Source organism: Staphylococcus sp. GDX8P114P-2 (assembly GCF_017892945.1).
Classification (GTDB): domain Bacteria; phylum Bacillota; class Bacilli; order Staphylococcales; family Staphylococcaceae; genus Staphylococcus; species Staphylococcus arlettae.
Genome location: NZ_JAESMB010000010.1, coordinates 47,379 through 63,026, shown reverse-complemented (window position 1 = coordinate 63,026; position 15,648 = coordinate 47,379). Strand labels below are relative to the sequence as shown.

12 protein-coding genes are annotated in these 15,648 nt (G+C 35.5%); 5 read left to right on the top strand and 7 right to left on the bottom strand.

Annotation, left to right across the window (positions count from 1 at the left end; all coding sequences use genetic code 11):
• Positions 1-56: 56 nt before the first annotated feature.
• The 7 genes from KA845_RS05790 to rpmH all read right to left on the bottom strand — a co-directional run bounded on the left by KA845_RS05790 (position 57) and on the right by rpmH (position 8,359).
• Complete coding sequence (locus KA845_RS05790) at positions 57-1,862, bottom strand: purple acid phosphatase family protein (protein WP_204172612.1); 1,806 nt, start codon at positions 1,860-1,862, stop codon at positions 57-59.
• A gap of 801 nt (positions 1,863-2,663) precedes the next feature.
• Complete coding sequence (locus tag KA845_RS05785; protein ID WP_210127856.1) at positions 2,664-3,503, bottom strand: ParB/RepB/Spo0J family partition protein; 840 nt, start codon at positions 3,501-3,503, stop codon at positions 2,664-2,666.
• A 35-nt stretch (positions 3,504-3,538) separates the two neighbouring features.
• On the bottom strand, positions 3,539-4,258 hold the full coding sequence (rsmG, locus tag KA845_RS05780; RefSeq protein WP_210127855.1) for a 16S rRNA (guanine(527)-N(7))-methyltransferase RsmG: 720 nt from the start codon (positions 4,256-4,258) through the stop codon (positions 3,539-3,541).
• Between the two features lies 1 nt (position 4,259).
• A complete protein-coding gene (gene mnmG, locus KA845_RS05775; protein WP_210127854.1) occupies positions 4,260-6,137 on the bottom strand; it encodes a tRNA uridine-5-carboxymethylaminomethyl(34) synthesis enzyme MnmG in 1,878 nt (625 codons plus the stop codon).
• A 15-nt stretch (positions 6,138-6,152) separates the two neighbouring features.
• Positions 6,153-7,532 (bottom strand): tRNA uridine-5-carboxymethylaminomethyl(34) synthesis GTPase MnmE, encoded by a 1,380-nt coding sequence (gene mnmE, locus KA845_RS05770; protein WP_210127863.1) that lies wholly within the window; start codon positions 7,530-7,532, stop codon positions 6,153-6,155.
• A gap of 156 nt (positions 7,533-7,688) precedes the next feature.
• Positions 7,689-8,036 carry a ribonuclease P protein component gene (gene rnpA, locus KA845_RS05765; RefSeq protein WP_210127853.1) on the bottom strand — a complete coding sequence of 116 codons (348 nt, stop codon included), beginning with the start codon at positions 8,034-8,036 and terminating at the stop codon, positions 7,689-7,691.
• Positions 8,037-8,221: 185 nt separating this feature from the next.
• Entirely contained in the window at positions 8,222-8,359 is a 138-nt protein-coding gene (gene rpmH, locus KA845_RS05760) for a 50S ribosomal protein L34 (protein ID WP_002510608.1), read from the bottom strand.
• Positions 8,360-9,058: 699 nt separating this feature from the next.
• Here rpmH and dnaA point away from each other — a divergent pair.
• The 5 genes from dnaA (at position 9,059) to gyrB (ending at position 15,632) form a co-directional block, all read left to right on the top strand.
• The gene (gene dnaA / locus KA845_RS05755) at positions 9,059-10,411 is read left to right on the top strand and encodes a chromosomal replication initiator protein DnaA (RefSeq protein ID WP_193325434.1); all 1,353 of its coding nucleotides are present in this window, start codon (positions 9,059-9,061) and stop codon (positions 10,409-10,411) included.
• Between the two features lie 246 nt (positions 10,412-10,657).
• A complete protein-coding gene (dnaN, locus tag KA845_RS05750) occupies positions 10,658-11,788 on the top strand; it encodes a DNA polymerase III subunit beta (RefSeq protein WP_112369322.1) in 1,131 nt (376 codons plus the stop codon).
• A 530-nt stretch (positions 11,789-12,318) separates the two neighbouring features.
• Positions 12,319-12,561 carry a S4 domain-containing protein YaaA gene (yaaA, locus tag KA845_RS05745; RefSeq protein WP_002510611.1) on the top strand — a complete coding sequence of 81 codons (243 nt, stop codon included), beginning with the start codon at positions 12,319-12,321 and terminating at the stop codon, positions 12,559-12,561.
• Positions 12,558-13,673 carry a DNA replication/repair protein RecF gene (gene recF, locus KA845_RS05740; RefSeq protein WP_002510612.1) on the top strand — a complete coding sequence of 372 codons (1,116 nt, stop codon included), beginning with the start codon at positions 12,558-12,560 and terminating at the stop codon, positions 13,671-13,673. Before yaaA ends, recF begins: the two co-directional genes overlap by 4 nt.
• 12 nt (positions 13,674-13,685) lie before the next feature.
• Positions 13,686-15,632, top strand: coding sequence for a DNA topoisomerase (ATP-hydrolyzing) subunit B (gene gyrB / locus KA845_RS05735; protein WP_172604835.1), 1,947 nt, complete (start codon positions 13,686-13,688; stop codon positions 15,630-15,632).
• The last annotated feature ends 16 nt before the right edge of the window (positions 15,633-15,648 follow it).

Genomic DNA, 15,648 nt, shown 5'->3' with positions numbered 1-15,648 from the left:
AGAAACCAATCAGAGGCTGGGACATAGTTAATTTGTCCTAGCCTCATTTGGTTTAATTATTTATCGTCTTTTTGAATACCAAATTCATCTACTAATTCAATATTCCGTTGCTCACCTTTACTAATGTCACCACTCAATTGATATATTTTAACTTTTAATGTATTATCTTCTACTTCATAAACAGAGAAGTTTTGAGAAGATGAATCACGATTATTTGAGTGACTGTCATTAAAGGCTTCTGATTCTTGTGGCTGTTTACCTACTTTGAATAAACTATTATAGTGTTCTAAATCTTTTTCAGTTAACCAACTTAGTTCTGGTCTTACCTTTTTAATATGTTCTAGTGAACGATCATAAATACTGTCATATTCTTTCGTACCACCTGTATTTGGTAATACATAAACTGAGCCTTTCGGATTATCATAATAAGGCACGTTGTCTTCACCAACTACTTGTTTTGTATCTTCTTTTTTCGCGTTAACAAAGCTATTCTTAGTCGATGTATGTTCTAGCGGATGTGTACGTGATAAGACGTGGTCATGACCTTGTAACACTAAATCGATATCTAAGTCATCTATTTGTTTTGTTAATTCTGCTCTAATCTTTTTCACATCTTCATCTGATAATGCGTGATATGATTTAGAGTACATTGGTTTGTGTAAGTTTAACACTACCCAGTTTGCCCCATTCTCTCTTGCTTTTTTGATATCTTTCTTAATCCATTCCATTTGTTCCTTACCAATTGCTTTTTCATCTGGATTATCTTTTGATTTCTTGTTGTCATTTGTGTTGGCAACTACCATGTGCGCACCGTTATAATCAAATGAATAATAAGATCCTCCATTGATAGCATCATTTTCTTTCGGTACGTTTACATGCTCATTGAATTTAGTTAATAATTTTTCATCCTCTTCGCTTAATGCATATTCATCATGGTTACCTGCTGTAGCAACTACTGGCAATGACATAAACGATGGACGTGATTGTTTATATAAATCTTTCCATTCATCTTCAACTTCTGCTGTTTCTACAAAATCTCCTGTGTGCAGTGCAAAACTAGGCTCGCCAGCAGTCTTAATCGCATTTTTTAATGTGTCTGCTCCAAACATTGCTTCATTTCTTACATTTTCATTCCAAAAGGCATTTTGTGTATCTGTATATTGCACGAAGCTAAATGGATCACCTTTATCTCCTGCAGTTTTAAATTGTCCGATTTGACTTTGTTTACCCGACTCGCTACCTACTTTATAGTAGTATTTTGTATTCGGTTTTAAGTCCTTGGCTTGTGCTTTATATGTATATTCCGGTTCGCTTATTAAATCTGTTTTACCATGTTTATCGCCACTCAACCATTCCGGACCACTAGCATGCTTATCAGTATAATAGCCGTTAACCTTTTCTTTGCCGTCTTTATTTTTAATTGGTTCGCCTTCATCATTTTTGGCAATATCTTTGAAAATGATGTTACCATGTTTATCTCTTTCAAGATATTTAGAATTTACTTTTTTAGCTTTGGCATCAACTGTTTTAGCATCTTTAAAGTTTTTCGATTCTGATACCCATACTTTAGCATCTTCAAATTTATCTGATGTATACCAACTAAATCCCATTTCTGATTGTGGATTACCATTAATATTAGTAATAATACGGTTGGGTTTATTATGTTTTGGTATGTCCGCAACCTCAGGTTTACTATCTAATAATTTAATTTTATCATTGCTTTGTTGCTGCGATGTAGCATTTGGTTCTGTGTTTGCTGACGCATTTGCTGTTGATGTTTCAGGGCTAATAATAAGACTAAATAATAAAACAAAACTCGTTGCAGCACGTAATGCAGTCGATTGGTGCTTTTTCTGTATCATCTATATTCTCCTCCAAGAAATCGTATTAGGTCTCACATCACCATTCTAGCAACATTAAATTAATCCTATATTAAGTTGATATATTCTATGTAAATTATATTTTAATATTATATAAAACCTAAGATAACCAATGATAATTTATTGAAATTGCAACAGTAGTTAAAAATATGCATCCTGCTATGTTATGTAACAAACGAATTGGTACAACAGCTCAAAGGTCATGACTTGAATAGTTCAATGCATTTAACCACAAAACCATTAACATTATTTCCCAGAAAATAATCCGTTGTCTGCTTTGGCATTGTACATGAAAGGTTATTGGATAACGAACATAGTGAACCATATTGTCTGTAGTGCAATTCCAACATACAAGTATGATTTTATCGTTAACAAGTTCATTGATCAATTATACGAATCGACATTGTTTTTGAATAACTAAATACATGTTGTACCGATTTTGTAACGTGCTGACGCCCGGGGGAATCATATGAGTGAGAGACTATATGTTCGAACCATACCCCAGGCAAGCATGCACGATCAAAATTCCAGTTCGCTTATCAATTGATTCAATATTATAACCACTATTTAACATATATCACAAAATTTTTTATATACGATTGGCAGTGATTTGGAGCGACTCCTGAGGAAAAAGCACTAGCCACAAACTACAGGCTAAGGCAGTGCCCGCGGAAAGCGTGTATAAAAACAGCCAAATATAAAATAAGAGGTTGGGACACGATCGATTCGTCCCAACCTCTTATTTTGAGCGAGGAGTGTTTATCCTCCATACTCTTTTAACCGTTACCTTTTATAAAGTTTAATTTTTATTTCGTAATAATCGTCATGATCTTTTGTTTTTTGTTCCACGTGGATTCCTGTTTGCTCAATGGCTTCGATACTTTTCCCAACTTCTTCACGTGCCTGTGTTAAATCTTTAGCAAATTGGAAAGTTTGAGCTTTGACTTTTTCTGGGCCCATTTGATGTTTCACACGTGCTTCTGTCTGTTTGACATTAAGTTGTTGCGCAATAACGATTTCAACCAATTCTTCTTGTTCAGCCTCTGATAAACTTAGCATAGCACGTGCATGACGTTCTGTAATTTTGCCTTCGCGTAAGCGTACAATGACTTGAGGCGCCAATTTTAATAAACGTAATTTATTAGCAACAAAGCTTTGACTTTTTCCTACACTTTTTGCAAGTTCACTTTGCGTAGTATCACCAATATCTAACAATTTTTTATAGGCTTCCGCTTCTTCAATCACCGATAAGTTTTCACGTTGGATATTTTCGATAAGTGCTACTACTGCTGTTTCTTCATCATCCAATGCACGAATAATCACATCTGCATGCGTTTGTTGCAATGACTGGAGCGCTCTAAAACGACGCTCACCTGCAATAATTTCAAACATATCTTCTTCGATTGGACGTACTACGATTGGTTGAAGTAACCCGTGCTCTTCTATTGATTCTGCAAGTTCTTTTATCTTATTTGGCTCAAATACTTGTCTTGGTTGATAACGGTTAGGTACGATACGCTCCACGTGGATTGATTCTACGCTATTATTATAATCTTCTTCGATATAACCAATGATGTCGTCTTTATTCTTTAAACCAAATAATTTAGAAAAAGGTTTTTTCATGATTCATGCGCTCCCTCTAAATTAATTGTCTGTTTTTACTTTTCAAGTAACGGTGCTTTATTTGGTGTCCCTGGTTTTCTTGGATATTTTTTCGGTGTTAAGCTACGCTTTTCAATAATCATCATTTGGCGTTCGCCCGCTTCTTCGGGCAATTCATAAGAAATTAGCTGTTCTAATTTTCCACCAAATACACCGATGCCAAATTTAGCGTCTTCTAATTCTTCATCACCTTTAGCCGATTTTAAAGCGATAAATCGACCGCCTTTTTTCACTAGTGGTATACATAGTTCACTAAGGACAGATAAACGCGCAACGGCACGTGCCGTCACAATGTCATATGACTCCCTGTAGTCTCCCTTGCCAAACGTTTCCGCACGTTCGTGAACAAAGCTTACGTTTTCCAATCCTAAATTATCAGCTAATTGATTTAAAAACTGAATACGTTTGTTCAACGAATCAACAATTGTGACTTGTAATTCTGGATAGATAATTTTTAATGGAATACTTGGAAAACCTGCACCTGCACCGACATCACAAATACTATAATCTTGTTGAAAGTCTGCATAAAAACTTGGTGCTATGGAGTCATAGAAATGCTTTAAATACACATCATGTTCTTCAGTAATACTTGTTAAATTCATTTTGTCATTCCAAGACACTAGCATATCATAATACGTTTGAAATTGTTGTTGTTGCTTAGCTGTTAAGGTAATGCCATGTTCACTTAGCTGCTCAGTTAACCATGTCACACTCATATTATTGCTCCACCTTTTGGATTTTCCCTTGCTCTAAATATACTAACAAGATGGAAATATCTGCTGGATTAACACCAGAAATACGTGAAGCTTGTGCAATATTTAAAGGTTTAACTTCAATTAATTTTTCACGTGCTTCTGTAGCAAGACTGTCTACCTTAGTATAATCTAGATCCTCAGGTATTTTCTTTTCTTCCATACGTTTTACTTTTTCAACTTGTTGTAATGATTTATTGATATAACCTTCATATTTCGTTTGAATTTCCACTTGTTCTGATACATCTTCAGGTAATTTGTGACTTTCTTCCAAAATGTCTAAGATAATATCATATGTCATTTCAGGACGACGTAGTAACTCTATTGCGAGAATACCATCTTTAAGAATAGAACCACCTTGTGCTTCGATAATGTCTTGCACACGTTGATGTGGTTTAATACGAATATTAGCTAAACGCTCTTGTTCTGCTTTGATTAAATCACGTTTTTCATTAAATCGTGCATAGCGTTCTTCTGACACCATACCTAATTCATGACCTAAATCTGTAAGACGTAAGTCCGCGTTATCGTGACGTAACAACAAACGATATTCAGCACGTGATGTTAATAGACGGTAAGGTTCATTAGTACCTTTAGTTACAAGGTCATCAATTAATACACCGATGTAGGCATCTGAACGGCTTAAAATTGTTTCCTCTTTACCTAAGACACGTCCTGCAGCGTTAATACCAGCCATAATACCTTGACCAGCCGCTTCTTCATAACCTGAAGTACCGTTGATTTGACCTGCAGTATATAGGTTTTTAATTTTTTTAGTTTCTAATGTCGGCCATAACTGTGTTGGCACAATCGCATCATATTCAATCGCATAACCCGCACGCATCATATCTGCTTTTTCTAAACCAGGAATTGTTTCTAACATTTGACGTTGTACGTGTTCTGGTAAGCTTGTAGATAAGCCTTGCACGTAAACTTCATTGGTATTGCGTCCTTCTGGTTCTAAGAATAATTGATGGCGTGGTTTATCGTTAAAACGTACGAATTTATCTTCAATAGATGGACAATATCTTGGACCTGTACCTTTAATCATACCTGAGTACATCGCTGATAAATGTAAGTTGTCATCGATAACTTTATGCGTTGATTCATTCGTATATGTTAACCAACATGGAAGTTGATCTAAAATATATTCTGTAGTTTCGAAACTGAACGCTCTGCCAACGTCATCACCGGGTTGGATTTCTGTTTTGTCATAATCTATAGTTTTAGCGTTAACACGTGGTGGTGTTCCTGTTTTGAATCTCACAACGTCAAAGCCAAGACCTCTTAAATTATCTGCAAGTGTGACAGATGGTAATTGATGGTTTGGACCACTTGAATATTTCATGTTTCCTAAAATGATTTCGCCACGTAAAAATGTACCTGTCGTAACAATAACTGCTTCTGCATAATATTCCGATTGAATATTCGTACGTACACCCTTAATTACGTCGTCTTCGATAATTAATTCATCGACCATGCCTTGCATAACGTCTAAGTTAACTTCTTCTTCTAAAACACGTTTCATTTCTTGTTGATACAATACTTTATCTGCTTGTGCTCTTAACGCTCTTACTGCAGGTCCTTTACCTGTATTTAACATACGCATTTGAATGTGTGTTTTATCGATTGCTTTAGCCATTTGACCACCTAAAGCATCTATTTCACGAACTACAATCCCTTTCGCAGGACCACCTACAGATGGATTACAAGGCATAAATGCAATATTATCCAAGTTAATTGTTAACATTAACGTTTTAGCACCACGTCTTGCAGAAGCTAAACCAGCTTCAATTCCAGCATGTCCGGCTCCGATTACAATGACATCATATTTTTGAGCCATAATTATTTCCTCCTTTTATTTTCCTAAACAGAACTGACTAAATAGTTGATCTATAAGTTCATCACTAGCGGATTCTCCGATAATTTCACCTAAAATTTCCCATGTGCGTGTTAAATCAATCTGTACCATATCCATTGGCACACCAGACTCTGCTGCATCTATTGCATCTTGAATGGCATTTCTAGCCTGCTTTAACAGTGAGATATGTCGTGAGTTAGATACATACGTCATATCTTGGTTTTGTACGTCGCCACCAAAGAATAAATCTCTAATTTGGATTTCCAACTGATCAACACCTTCTTGTTTTAACATTGATGTTTGAATCAGTGGCATATCACCAATCATAGCTTGAACTTCGCTTAAATCTAAATGTTGTTCCAAGTCCATCTTATTCACGATGACAACCGCATCTTCATTTTTAATGACTTCATAAAGCTTTCTATCTTCTTCAGTTAAAGCTTCGTTATAGTTTAAGACGAATAATACTAAATCCGCTTCGCTCAATGCTTTACGAGAACGTTCAACACCAATACGCTCCACGATGTCTTCGGTATCTCTAATACCTGCTGTATCCACTAAGCGTAATGGGACGCCTCTTACATTGACGTACTCTTCTAAAGTATCACGTGTCGTACCCGCAACTTCCGTTACTATAGCTTTATTATCTTGAATTAAGTTATTTAACATCGAGGACTTACCAACATTAGGTTTACCTACGATTACTGTAGATAGGCCTTCACGCATAATTTTACCTTGTGTGCCAGTATCCAATAATTTATTAATTTCAGCTTTAATTTCTGTTGATTGTTTTAATAAAAATTCAGTGGTAGCATCCTCTACATCATCATATTCTGGGTAATCAATATTAACCTCTACTTGTGCAAGGATTTCGAGTATGGATTGACGCTGTCGTTTAATCATATCACTTAAGCGACCTTCAATTTGATTCATCGCAACTTTCGAAGCGCGATCAGTTTTAGAACGTATAAAGTCCATAACTGCTTCTGCTTGGGACAAATCAATACGTCCATTTAAAAATGCACGTTTCGTAAATTCGCCAGGTTCTGCCATACGTGCGCCGTGTGTCATCGTCAATTCTAAGACACGGTTTATGGTTAAAATACCACCGTGACAGTTAATTTCAACAATATCTTCACGTGTAAATGTCTTAGGTGCACGTAATACAGAAATCATAACTTCTTCTACTACTTCATTTGTTTCTGGATCAATGATATGACCATAATTAATTGTATGTGATTGGACTTCAGCTAAAAGACGTTTACCTTTATATAAGGTATCCGCTATGTCTACAGCTTGTGCACCTGATAGTCGTACAATGCCAATCGCACCCTCCCCCATTGGGGTTGATATACTCGTAATCGTGTCTAATTCCATCATCCATCTCGCCTCCTTGTAACTAAATTATCATTATAATATTGTAAAGACTTTGGACTGAAAAAGCTAATATCATGAATTACATTTTTCACAATTCAGTCTTCCGTTTGTCTGAGGTAAGGCTAACGTACGTCTAAATATTACCTTCCCCCTACCCTATCGAATACGTTTATTGAACACTTTCGCAATTTTTAAGACATGTTCCAAACTAGCTTGAATTTGTAATGCGGTCATATCTTTGGCAGGCTGTCTCGCGATAACGATAATTTCTGTTGCTATAATATCGTCTTTATGTACTTTAAACGTTTCTCTAACGCCACGCTTAATTCGATTTCTAACGACGGCATTACCAATTTTCTTAGATACGCTTATCCCTAATCTAAAATGCGTTAATGTTTTATTCGGTTTGGTATAAACAACAAACTGTCTGTTTGCCACTGATTTACCTTTTTTATAAACAAATTGAAAATCTTTATTTTTTTTAATGCGGTACTGTTTCTCCACGTCATATCACTCGCCTATCTGTTATCCATTTCCTCATCCAGACGTATTTCTTCTATATAATGGTTAATTTTAATGTGTATTGCTATCAGCTTCAAATCATTAAGATTGTTTAACATTACAATTAACTTTACGTCTCCAAAAAGTGATTTAAAACCAAAAAAAAGACCACTGATGAGTCAGTGATCTTATGCAGATAAAACTTTACGGCCTTTACGACGACGACGCGCTAGAACTTTGCGGCCATTGCTAGTGCTCATGCGTTTTCTGAAACCATGAACTTTACTATGTTTACGTTTATTTGGTTGATAAGTACGTTTTACCATGCAAAAACACCTCCATCTTTATTCAGTTATCTAAACGATTATATAGATAAATTTTAGTATACGTTTCTGCTAATAAGTCTTGATTTAACTCAATTATTTTCTAGTCATAATTCAAGCAACTACTAAAATATAACAAATTCTAATTTATAAAGCAAGCACCAATTTACTCATATAGTGAAGAAATATGAAATTTATTTGACTTTCTTATTATGTAATTGGCGCCAAATCCGAACAATATGCCTCCGATTTTACTAGCAATTCAAAAGACGAACATCATTATACATTTTCCATACAATTCATATAAATTATTTCCCAACTCCCCAAAATGCCTTTTTTCTGTTATAATTAAAAACTTCGCAACTTATCCACTTATACACAGTTTATTTGTTCAAAATTGTGGATAATATTATCTATATTCACAACCCATTCGCAGATTTACAAACATATTCACAGTCATTTGACATCTTAACCTGTTAAAACGTATAATTATGTGGATAAGTCAGCTAATTATTGATACATAAAGGGTTGCATTTAGTAGATTTACCGAAAAATGCTGTGTATAACAATGAAATTAATCTAAGTTATCCACTGATTGTTATTAACTTGTGGATAATTATTAACACCCTGTGATTATAGTTATTCACATGTGTTATTTTTGTGTATAAGTCAAAAATTTTAGTGAAAGATGGAGTAGTTAATATGTCAGAACAAGAAATCTGGGAAAAAGTACTTACGCTAGCTCAAGAAGAAATTAGTGAAGTAAGTTATAAAACTTTTCTAAAAGATACCAAACTTTATTCATTACGAAACAATGAAGCCATAGTAATTACCGATAATCCGTTTGTTGCCGATTGGTTGAAAACGCATTATGCTCAAATTATCGAATCCTTATTATATAAAGCTATTGGCCATGAAATTACACCTGTATTTTACTCAGAGGATCAACTTGAAAATCTCCAAACGCAGAGCGAACCAGAAACAACAAGTGCACTCGATGAATCAAGTACGAATGTAGCTGAAGTGAATGGAGAACAATTCAATACGCATAATACATTTGATACTTTCGTCATTGGTCCGGGCAACAGATTCCCGCATGCAGCAAGTCTTGCCGTAGCTGAAGCACCAGCCCAAGCTTATAATCCACTATTTATTTATGGTGGCGTAGGGTTAGGAAAAACACATCTTATGCACGCGATTGGTCATTATGTGTTAGCCAACAAACCCGATGCTAAGGTCATTTATACTTCTAGTGAAAAATTCACCAATGAATTTATTAAGTCTATTCGTGATAATAAAGGGGAACAATTCCGAGAAAAATACCGTAGTATCGATATTTTGTTAATTGATGATATACAATTTATTCAAAATAAAGAACAAACTCAAGAAGAGTTTTTCCATACATTTAATGAATTGCATCAGGCAAATAAACAAATTGTCATTTCAAGTGACCGTCCACCAAAAGAAATCGCTAAGTTAGAAGATCGTTTGCGCTCACGCTTCGAATGGGGCCTAATCGTTGATATTACGCCTCCTGACTATGAAACTCGAATGGCAATTTTACAAAAGAAAATTGAAGAAGAAAATTTAGATATTCCGATCGAAGCCTTAACTTATATTGCAAATCAAATTCAATCAAATATCCGTGAATTAGAAGGAGCGCTTACGCGTGTCCTTGCCTTTTCAAAATTACAAGGAGAGCCTATTACAACTGAACTGACAGCTGCAGCTCTAAAAGATATTATACAAGCACCAAAATCCAAAAAAATTACAATCCAAGATATCCAAAAGGTTGTAGGCGAATATTATAGTGTGCGTATCGAGGACTTTAGTGCGAAGAAACGTACTAAATCTATCGCATATCCACGTCAAATCGCTATGTATTTATCCAGAGAATTAACGGATTTTTCATTACCAAAAATCGGTGAAGAATTCGGTGGCCGTGATCATACAACTGTCATTCACGCTCATGAAAAAATTAGTACTGATATAAAAAATGATCCAACATTTAAACAAGAAGTAGAAAACTTAGAAAAAGAAATTCGTAATCCTTAAAAAAACTGTGTTATAACAGATTGAAAGTAGTAAATTTGAGGAATAGTACAATGTGGAAAAAATAGTTAATTGTGGATAATGTGTAAAAGTAATACACACAGTGCACAAGTTATCCACACCATTAAAAACTTGGCAACAGTAGCATTTTCCGTGTTATCCACTAATTCACAGGCCCTACTACTATTACTACGGTTTTAAAACATATATAATTTATATATAAACGACTGGAAGGAGTTTAAATTACAGATGGAATTCACAATTAGAAGAGATTATTTTATAAATCAATTAAATGACACTTTAAAAGCCATCTCCCCAAGAACAACATTACCTATACTTACAGGTATAAAAATTGATGCTAAAGACAACGAAGTGATACTAACAGGTTCTGACTCAGAAATATCTATCGAAATCACTATTCCAAAACAAGTAGATGGTGAAGATATAGTTACAATAACTGAAACTGGTTCAGTTGTACTCCCTGGTCGTTTCTTTGTTGATATTATTAAAAAGCTTCCAGGTAAAGAAGTAAAATTATCTACAAATGATCAATTCCAAACTCTTATTACATCAGGTCATTCTGAATTTAATTTAAGTGGTTTAGATTCAGATCAATATCCATTATTACCAGAAGTATCACGTGATGATGCAATACAATTATCAGTCAAAGTGTTGAAAAATATTATCGCACAAACAAACTTTGCAGTGTCCACCTCAGAAACACGCCCAGTACTTACTGGTGTGAACTGGCTTATACAAGAAAATGAATTAATATGCACAGCAACTGACTCACACCGCTTGGCTGTAAGAAAAGTTGGTTTAGAAGATGACTGTGAAAACAAAAATGTCATCATTCCTGGTAAAGCGTTAGCGGAATTAAATAAGATCATGAGTGACAGCGATGAAGATATTGATATTTTCTTTGCGTCTAATCAAGTGTTATTTAAAGTCGGCAATGTCAACTTTATTTCACGTCTATTAGAAGGGCATTATCCAGATACATCACGTTTGTTCCCTGAAAACTACGAAATAAAATTAGGCATTAACAACGGTGATTTTTATCATGCTATTGATCGTGCGTCATTATTAGCACGTGAAGGTGGTAATAACGTTATTAAACTAAGTACGGGTAATGAATTAGTAGAATTATCATCAACATCACCAGAAATTGGTACGGTGAAAGAAGAAGTAGAAGCAAGTGATGTTGAAGGTGGCAACTTGAAAATATCATTCAACTCAAAATATATGATGGACGCATTAAAAGCCATTGATAATGATGAAGTAGAAGTCGAATTCTTTGGAACAATGAAACCATTTATTTTAAAACCAAAAGACGATGATTCTGTAACGCAATTAATTTTGCCAATCAGAACATACTAAGAATCTATAGCACTGATTTGCACTTCGAAGTTGCGCTTTGAAGTGCTTTTTTTTTGCGTCTCAAAGCTGCCTAACTTGTGGATAACATTGTGCTCTTAGTTAATGGCTAACACACTAAAGTTACAACTGTGATAGCCATATGCATTTTAAAGCTACTCATAAGCTTTATATAAGGAATTAGGAATAAAGTTGGGTTTTTTCCTCTAGAATTAGATACAATAAGCAAATAGAGTATTTAAAATGCAATACAGGCTATAATTAATATTGTAGTCACCTTTGAAATAGCATGATACATAACTATTGGGATAATCATGTTACTAACAAAGTACATAATTCTACAAAACAAGGTGCTTATTTTTAGTTGTTATAAACCGTATTAAGTAGCAGTCACAGCGTTTGTATTGTGGTGAAAATCGCAATTAAATAAGCTATGAAAAAAATTCACTATAAGTAAACGTTTTCACCCTTGTTTTACATGAAATTTTTCGTGAAAAAAGGTATAATAAATAGATGACCTATATAGAAATGGAGTGATTGGTTTGGTTGAAGAAGTAGTTGTAGATGGCGACATCACATTAGGACAATTTCTAAAGACGGAAGGTATTATCGAATCTGGCGGGCAAGCGAAATGGTTCTTAAATGAGTTTGAAGTATTGTTAAACAATACGCGTGAAACACGCCGTGGTAAAAAGTTAAGCCATCGTGACACAATTGAGATACCAGAAATACCTGAAGTGGGTTCATTTGTGATTTTGCATCAAGGTGAAGAATGAAACTCAAGACACTCCAATTAGAAAACTATCGTAACTATGAGGCAATTGCCTTAGATTGTCATCCTGACGTCAATATCCTAATTGGGGAAAATGCACAAGGGAAGACTAATCTTCTCGAATCTATTTATACATTAGCATTAGCGAAAAGCCATCGCACATCAAACGACAGAGAATTGATTCGTTTTGACCGTGAGTATGCTAAAATAGAGGGAGAATTAAGTTACAGATATGGTGAAATGCCACTCACAATGTATGTCACTAAAAAGGGTAAGCAAGTCAAAATCAATCACTTAGAACAAAGTCGGCTAACGCAATACGTTGGTCATTTAAATGTGGTGTTATTTGCACCTGAAGATTTAAATATAGTGAAAGGCTCACCTCAAATCAGACGACGCTTTATTGACATGGAACTTGGACAAATATCGGCAGTGTATTTAAATGATTTAGCACAGTATCAACGTATCTTAAAACAAAAGAATAATTATTTAAAGCAATTGCAATATGGTCAAAAGACAGATGCCACAATGTTAGAAGTGTTAAACCAACAATTCGCTGAATATGCGCTTAAAGTTACGATACGGCGTCAACATTTTATCAAAGAATTGGAAACTTTAGCACAACCCATTCATGCAGGTATCACTGAAGACCGTGAAGCTTTATCGTTGCGCTATGTTCCCAGTATTAAGCTCTCAGATATTGAGCAGGATGAAGCGGTCCTACTTGAGGAAGTCTTAACAACGTTAAATGACAATATGGAACGTGAGAAAGATCGAGGTGTTTGTTTATTCGGTCCACATAGAGATGATTTAGGTTTCGATGTTAATGACATGGATGCACAAACTTATGGCTCACAGGGCCAACAACGAACGACGGCATTATCGATTAAGCTTGCCGAAATAGAATTAATGAATATCGAAGTAGGGGAGTATCCCATTTTACTTCTGGATGATGTCTTGAGTGAATTAGATGATTCACGACAGACGCATTTATTAAGTACGATTCAACATAAAGTACAGACGTTTGTGACAACAACGTCCGTAGACGGTATCGATCATGAAATAATGACGAATGCCAAGCTCTATCGTATTAATCAAGGCAAAATTATTAAGTAACAGAAAGTGAAGGTGGACGCATTGTCAGACGTGAACAACACGGAAAATTATGGTGCTGAACAGATTCAGGTTTTAGAAGGTCTAGAAGCGGTTCGAAAAAGACCAGGTATGTATATCGGCTCAACTTCAGAAAAAGGTCTACACCACCTTGTGTGGGAAATTGTTGATAACAGTATCGACGAAGCACTCGCAGGTTATGCAGATGAGATCCAAGTAGTAATTGAAAAAGATAATTGGATAAAAGTAACAGATAATGGTCGTGGAATTCCTGTTGATATTCAAGAAAAAATGGGACGTCCTGCCGTTGAAGTTATTTTAACTGTACTACATGCCGGCGGTAAATTCGGCGGTGGTGGTTATAAAGTATCAGGTGGTCTACATGGTGTAGGTTCGTCTGTAGTTAATGCTTTATCCGAAGATTTAGAAGTCTATGTATACTTAGATAATAAAATACACCACCAAGCATACAAACGCGGAATACCTCAGTTTGATTTGAAAGTCATTGGCGAAACAGACGGTGACACAACAGGTACAGCAATTCGCTTTAAAGCAGACTCTACAATCTTTACTGAAACAACAACATACAATTACGAGACTTTAGAGCAACGTATCAGAGAGTTGGCATTCTTAAATAAAGGTATCTCCATCACATTAAGAGATGAGCGTGAAACATTAGAAGATGGCTCTTTCAGAGAAGACAATTACTTCTATGAAGGCGGTATTAAATCTTATGTCGAAATGCTAAATGAAAATAAAGAACCGTTACATGAAGAACCGATTTATGTACATGAATCTAAAGATGAAATCGAAGTGGAAATTGCATTGCAATACAATAGTGGCTTTGCAACTAACTTATTAACATATGCGAATAATATTCACACATATGAAGGCGGCACGCATGAAGATGGTTTCAAACGTGCGTTGTCACGTGTGTTAAACAGTTACGGAATAAAGAGTAAAATTATTAAAGAAGACAAAGACCGACTATCAGGTGAAGATACACGTGAAGGTTTGACTGCCGTCGTATCTATCAAGCATGGAGATCCTCAGTTCGAAGGACAAACGAAAACAAAATTAGGCAACTCCGAAGTACGTCAAGTAGTGGATAAGTTGTTCGCCGAATTATTTGAACGTTTCTTATATGAGAATCCAAATGTGGCTCGTGTCATTGTCGAAAAAGGAATTATGGCATCACGCGCGCGTATTGCTGCGAAAAAAGCACGTGAAGTGACACGCCGTAAATCGGCATTAGAAGTATCAAGTTTACCAGGTAAACTGGCAGATTGTTCAAGTAAGGATCCTGAAAAGAGTGAAATCTTCATCGTAGAGGGTGACTCTGCCGGAGGGTCTACAAAATCTGGCCGTGATTCTGAAACACAAGCAATTTTACCGCTACGTGGTAAGATTTTAAATGTGGAAAAAGCACGTTTAGACAGAATTTTAAATAACAATGAAATCCGTTCTATGGTCACAGCATTTGGTACCGGAATTGGTGGCGAATTTGATTTAAGCAAAGCACGCTATCACAAGATTATTATTATGACCGATGCCGATGTAGACGGTGCGCATATTAGAACCTTGTTATTGACGTTCTTCTATCGCTTTATGAGACCGTTAATTGAAGCGGGTTATGTGTATATTGCACAACCACCATTATTCAAACTGACACAAGGCAAGCAAAAATATTATGTCTTTAATGAGCGAGAGTTAGACAAACTTAAAGCAGAGTTAGAACCGACACCAAAATGGTCTATTGCACGTTATAAAGGACTTGGTGAAATGAATGCGGATCAATTGTGGGAAACTACGATGAATCCAGAAAATCGTTCAATGTTACAAGTAACATTAGAAGACGCGATTAGTGCAGACCAAACATTCGAAATGTTAATGGGAGACGTTGTGGAAAACCGTAGACAGTTTATTGAAGACAACGCAGTGTATGCGACCTTAGATTTCTAATTACAATGAACTGAAT

What these genes read in the sequence shown, in the direction of transcription:
- KA845_RS05790 (WP_204172612.1), bottom strand. Translation starts at nt 1,862, where the DNA reads ATGATACAGAAAAAGCACCAATCGACTGCATTACGTGCTGCAACGAGT.
- KA845_RS05785 (WP_210127856.1), bottom strand. Translation starts at nt 3,503, where the DNA reads ATGAAAAAACCTTTTTCTAAATTATTTGGTTTAAAGAATAAAGACGAC.
- rsmG (WP_210127855.1), bottom strand. Translation starts at nt 4,258, where the DNA reads ATGAGTGTGACATGGTTAACTGAGCAGCTAAGTGAACATGGCATTACC.
- mnmG (WP_210127854.1), bottom strand. Translation starts at nt 6,137, where the DNA reads ATGGCTCAAAAATATGATGTCATTGTAATCGGAGCCGGACATGCTGGA.
- mnmE (WP_210127863.1), bottom strand. Translation starts at nt 7,532, where the DNA reads ATGGAATTAGACACGATTACGAGTATATCAACCCCAATGGGGGAGGGT.
- rpmH (WP_002510608.1), bottom strand. Translation starts at nt 8,359, where the DNA reads ATGGTAAAACGTACTTATCAACCAAATAAACGTAAACATAGTAAAGTT.
- dnaA (WP_193325434.1), top strand. Translation starts at nt 9,059, where the DNA reads ATGTCAGAACAAGAAATCTGGGAAAAAGTACTTACGCTAGCTCAAGAA.
- dnaN (WP_112369322.1), top strand. Translation starts at nt 10,658, where the DNA reads ATGGAATTCACAATTAGAAGAGATTATTTTATAAATCAATTAAATGAC.
- recF (WP_002510612.1), top strand. Translation starts at nt 12,558, where the DNA reads ATGAAACTCAAGACACTCCAATTAGAAAACTATCGTAACTATGAGGCA.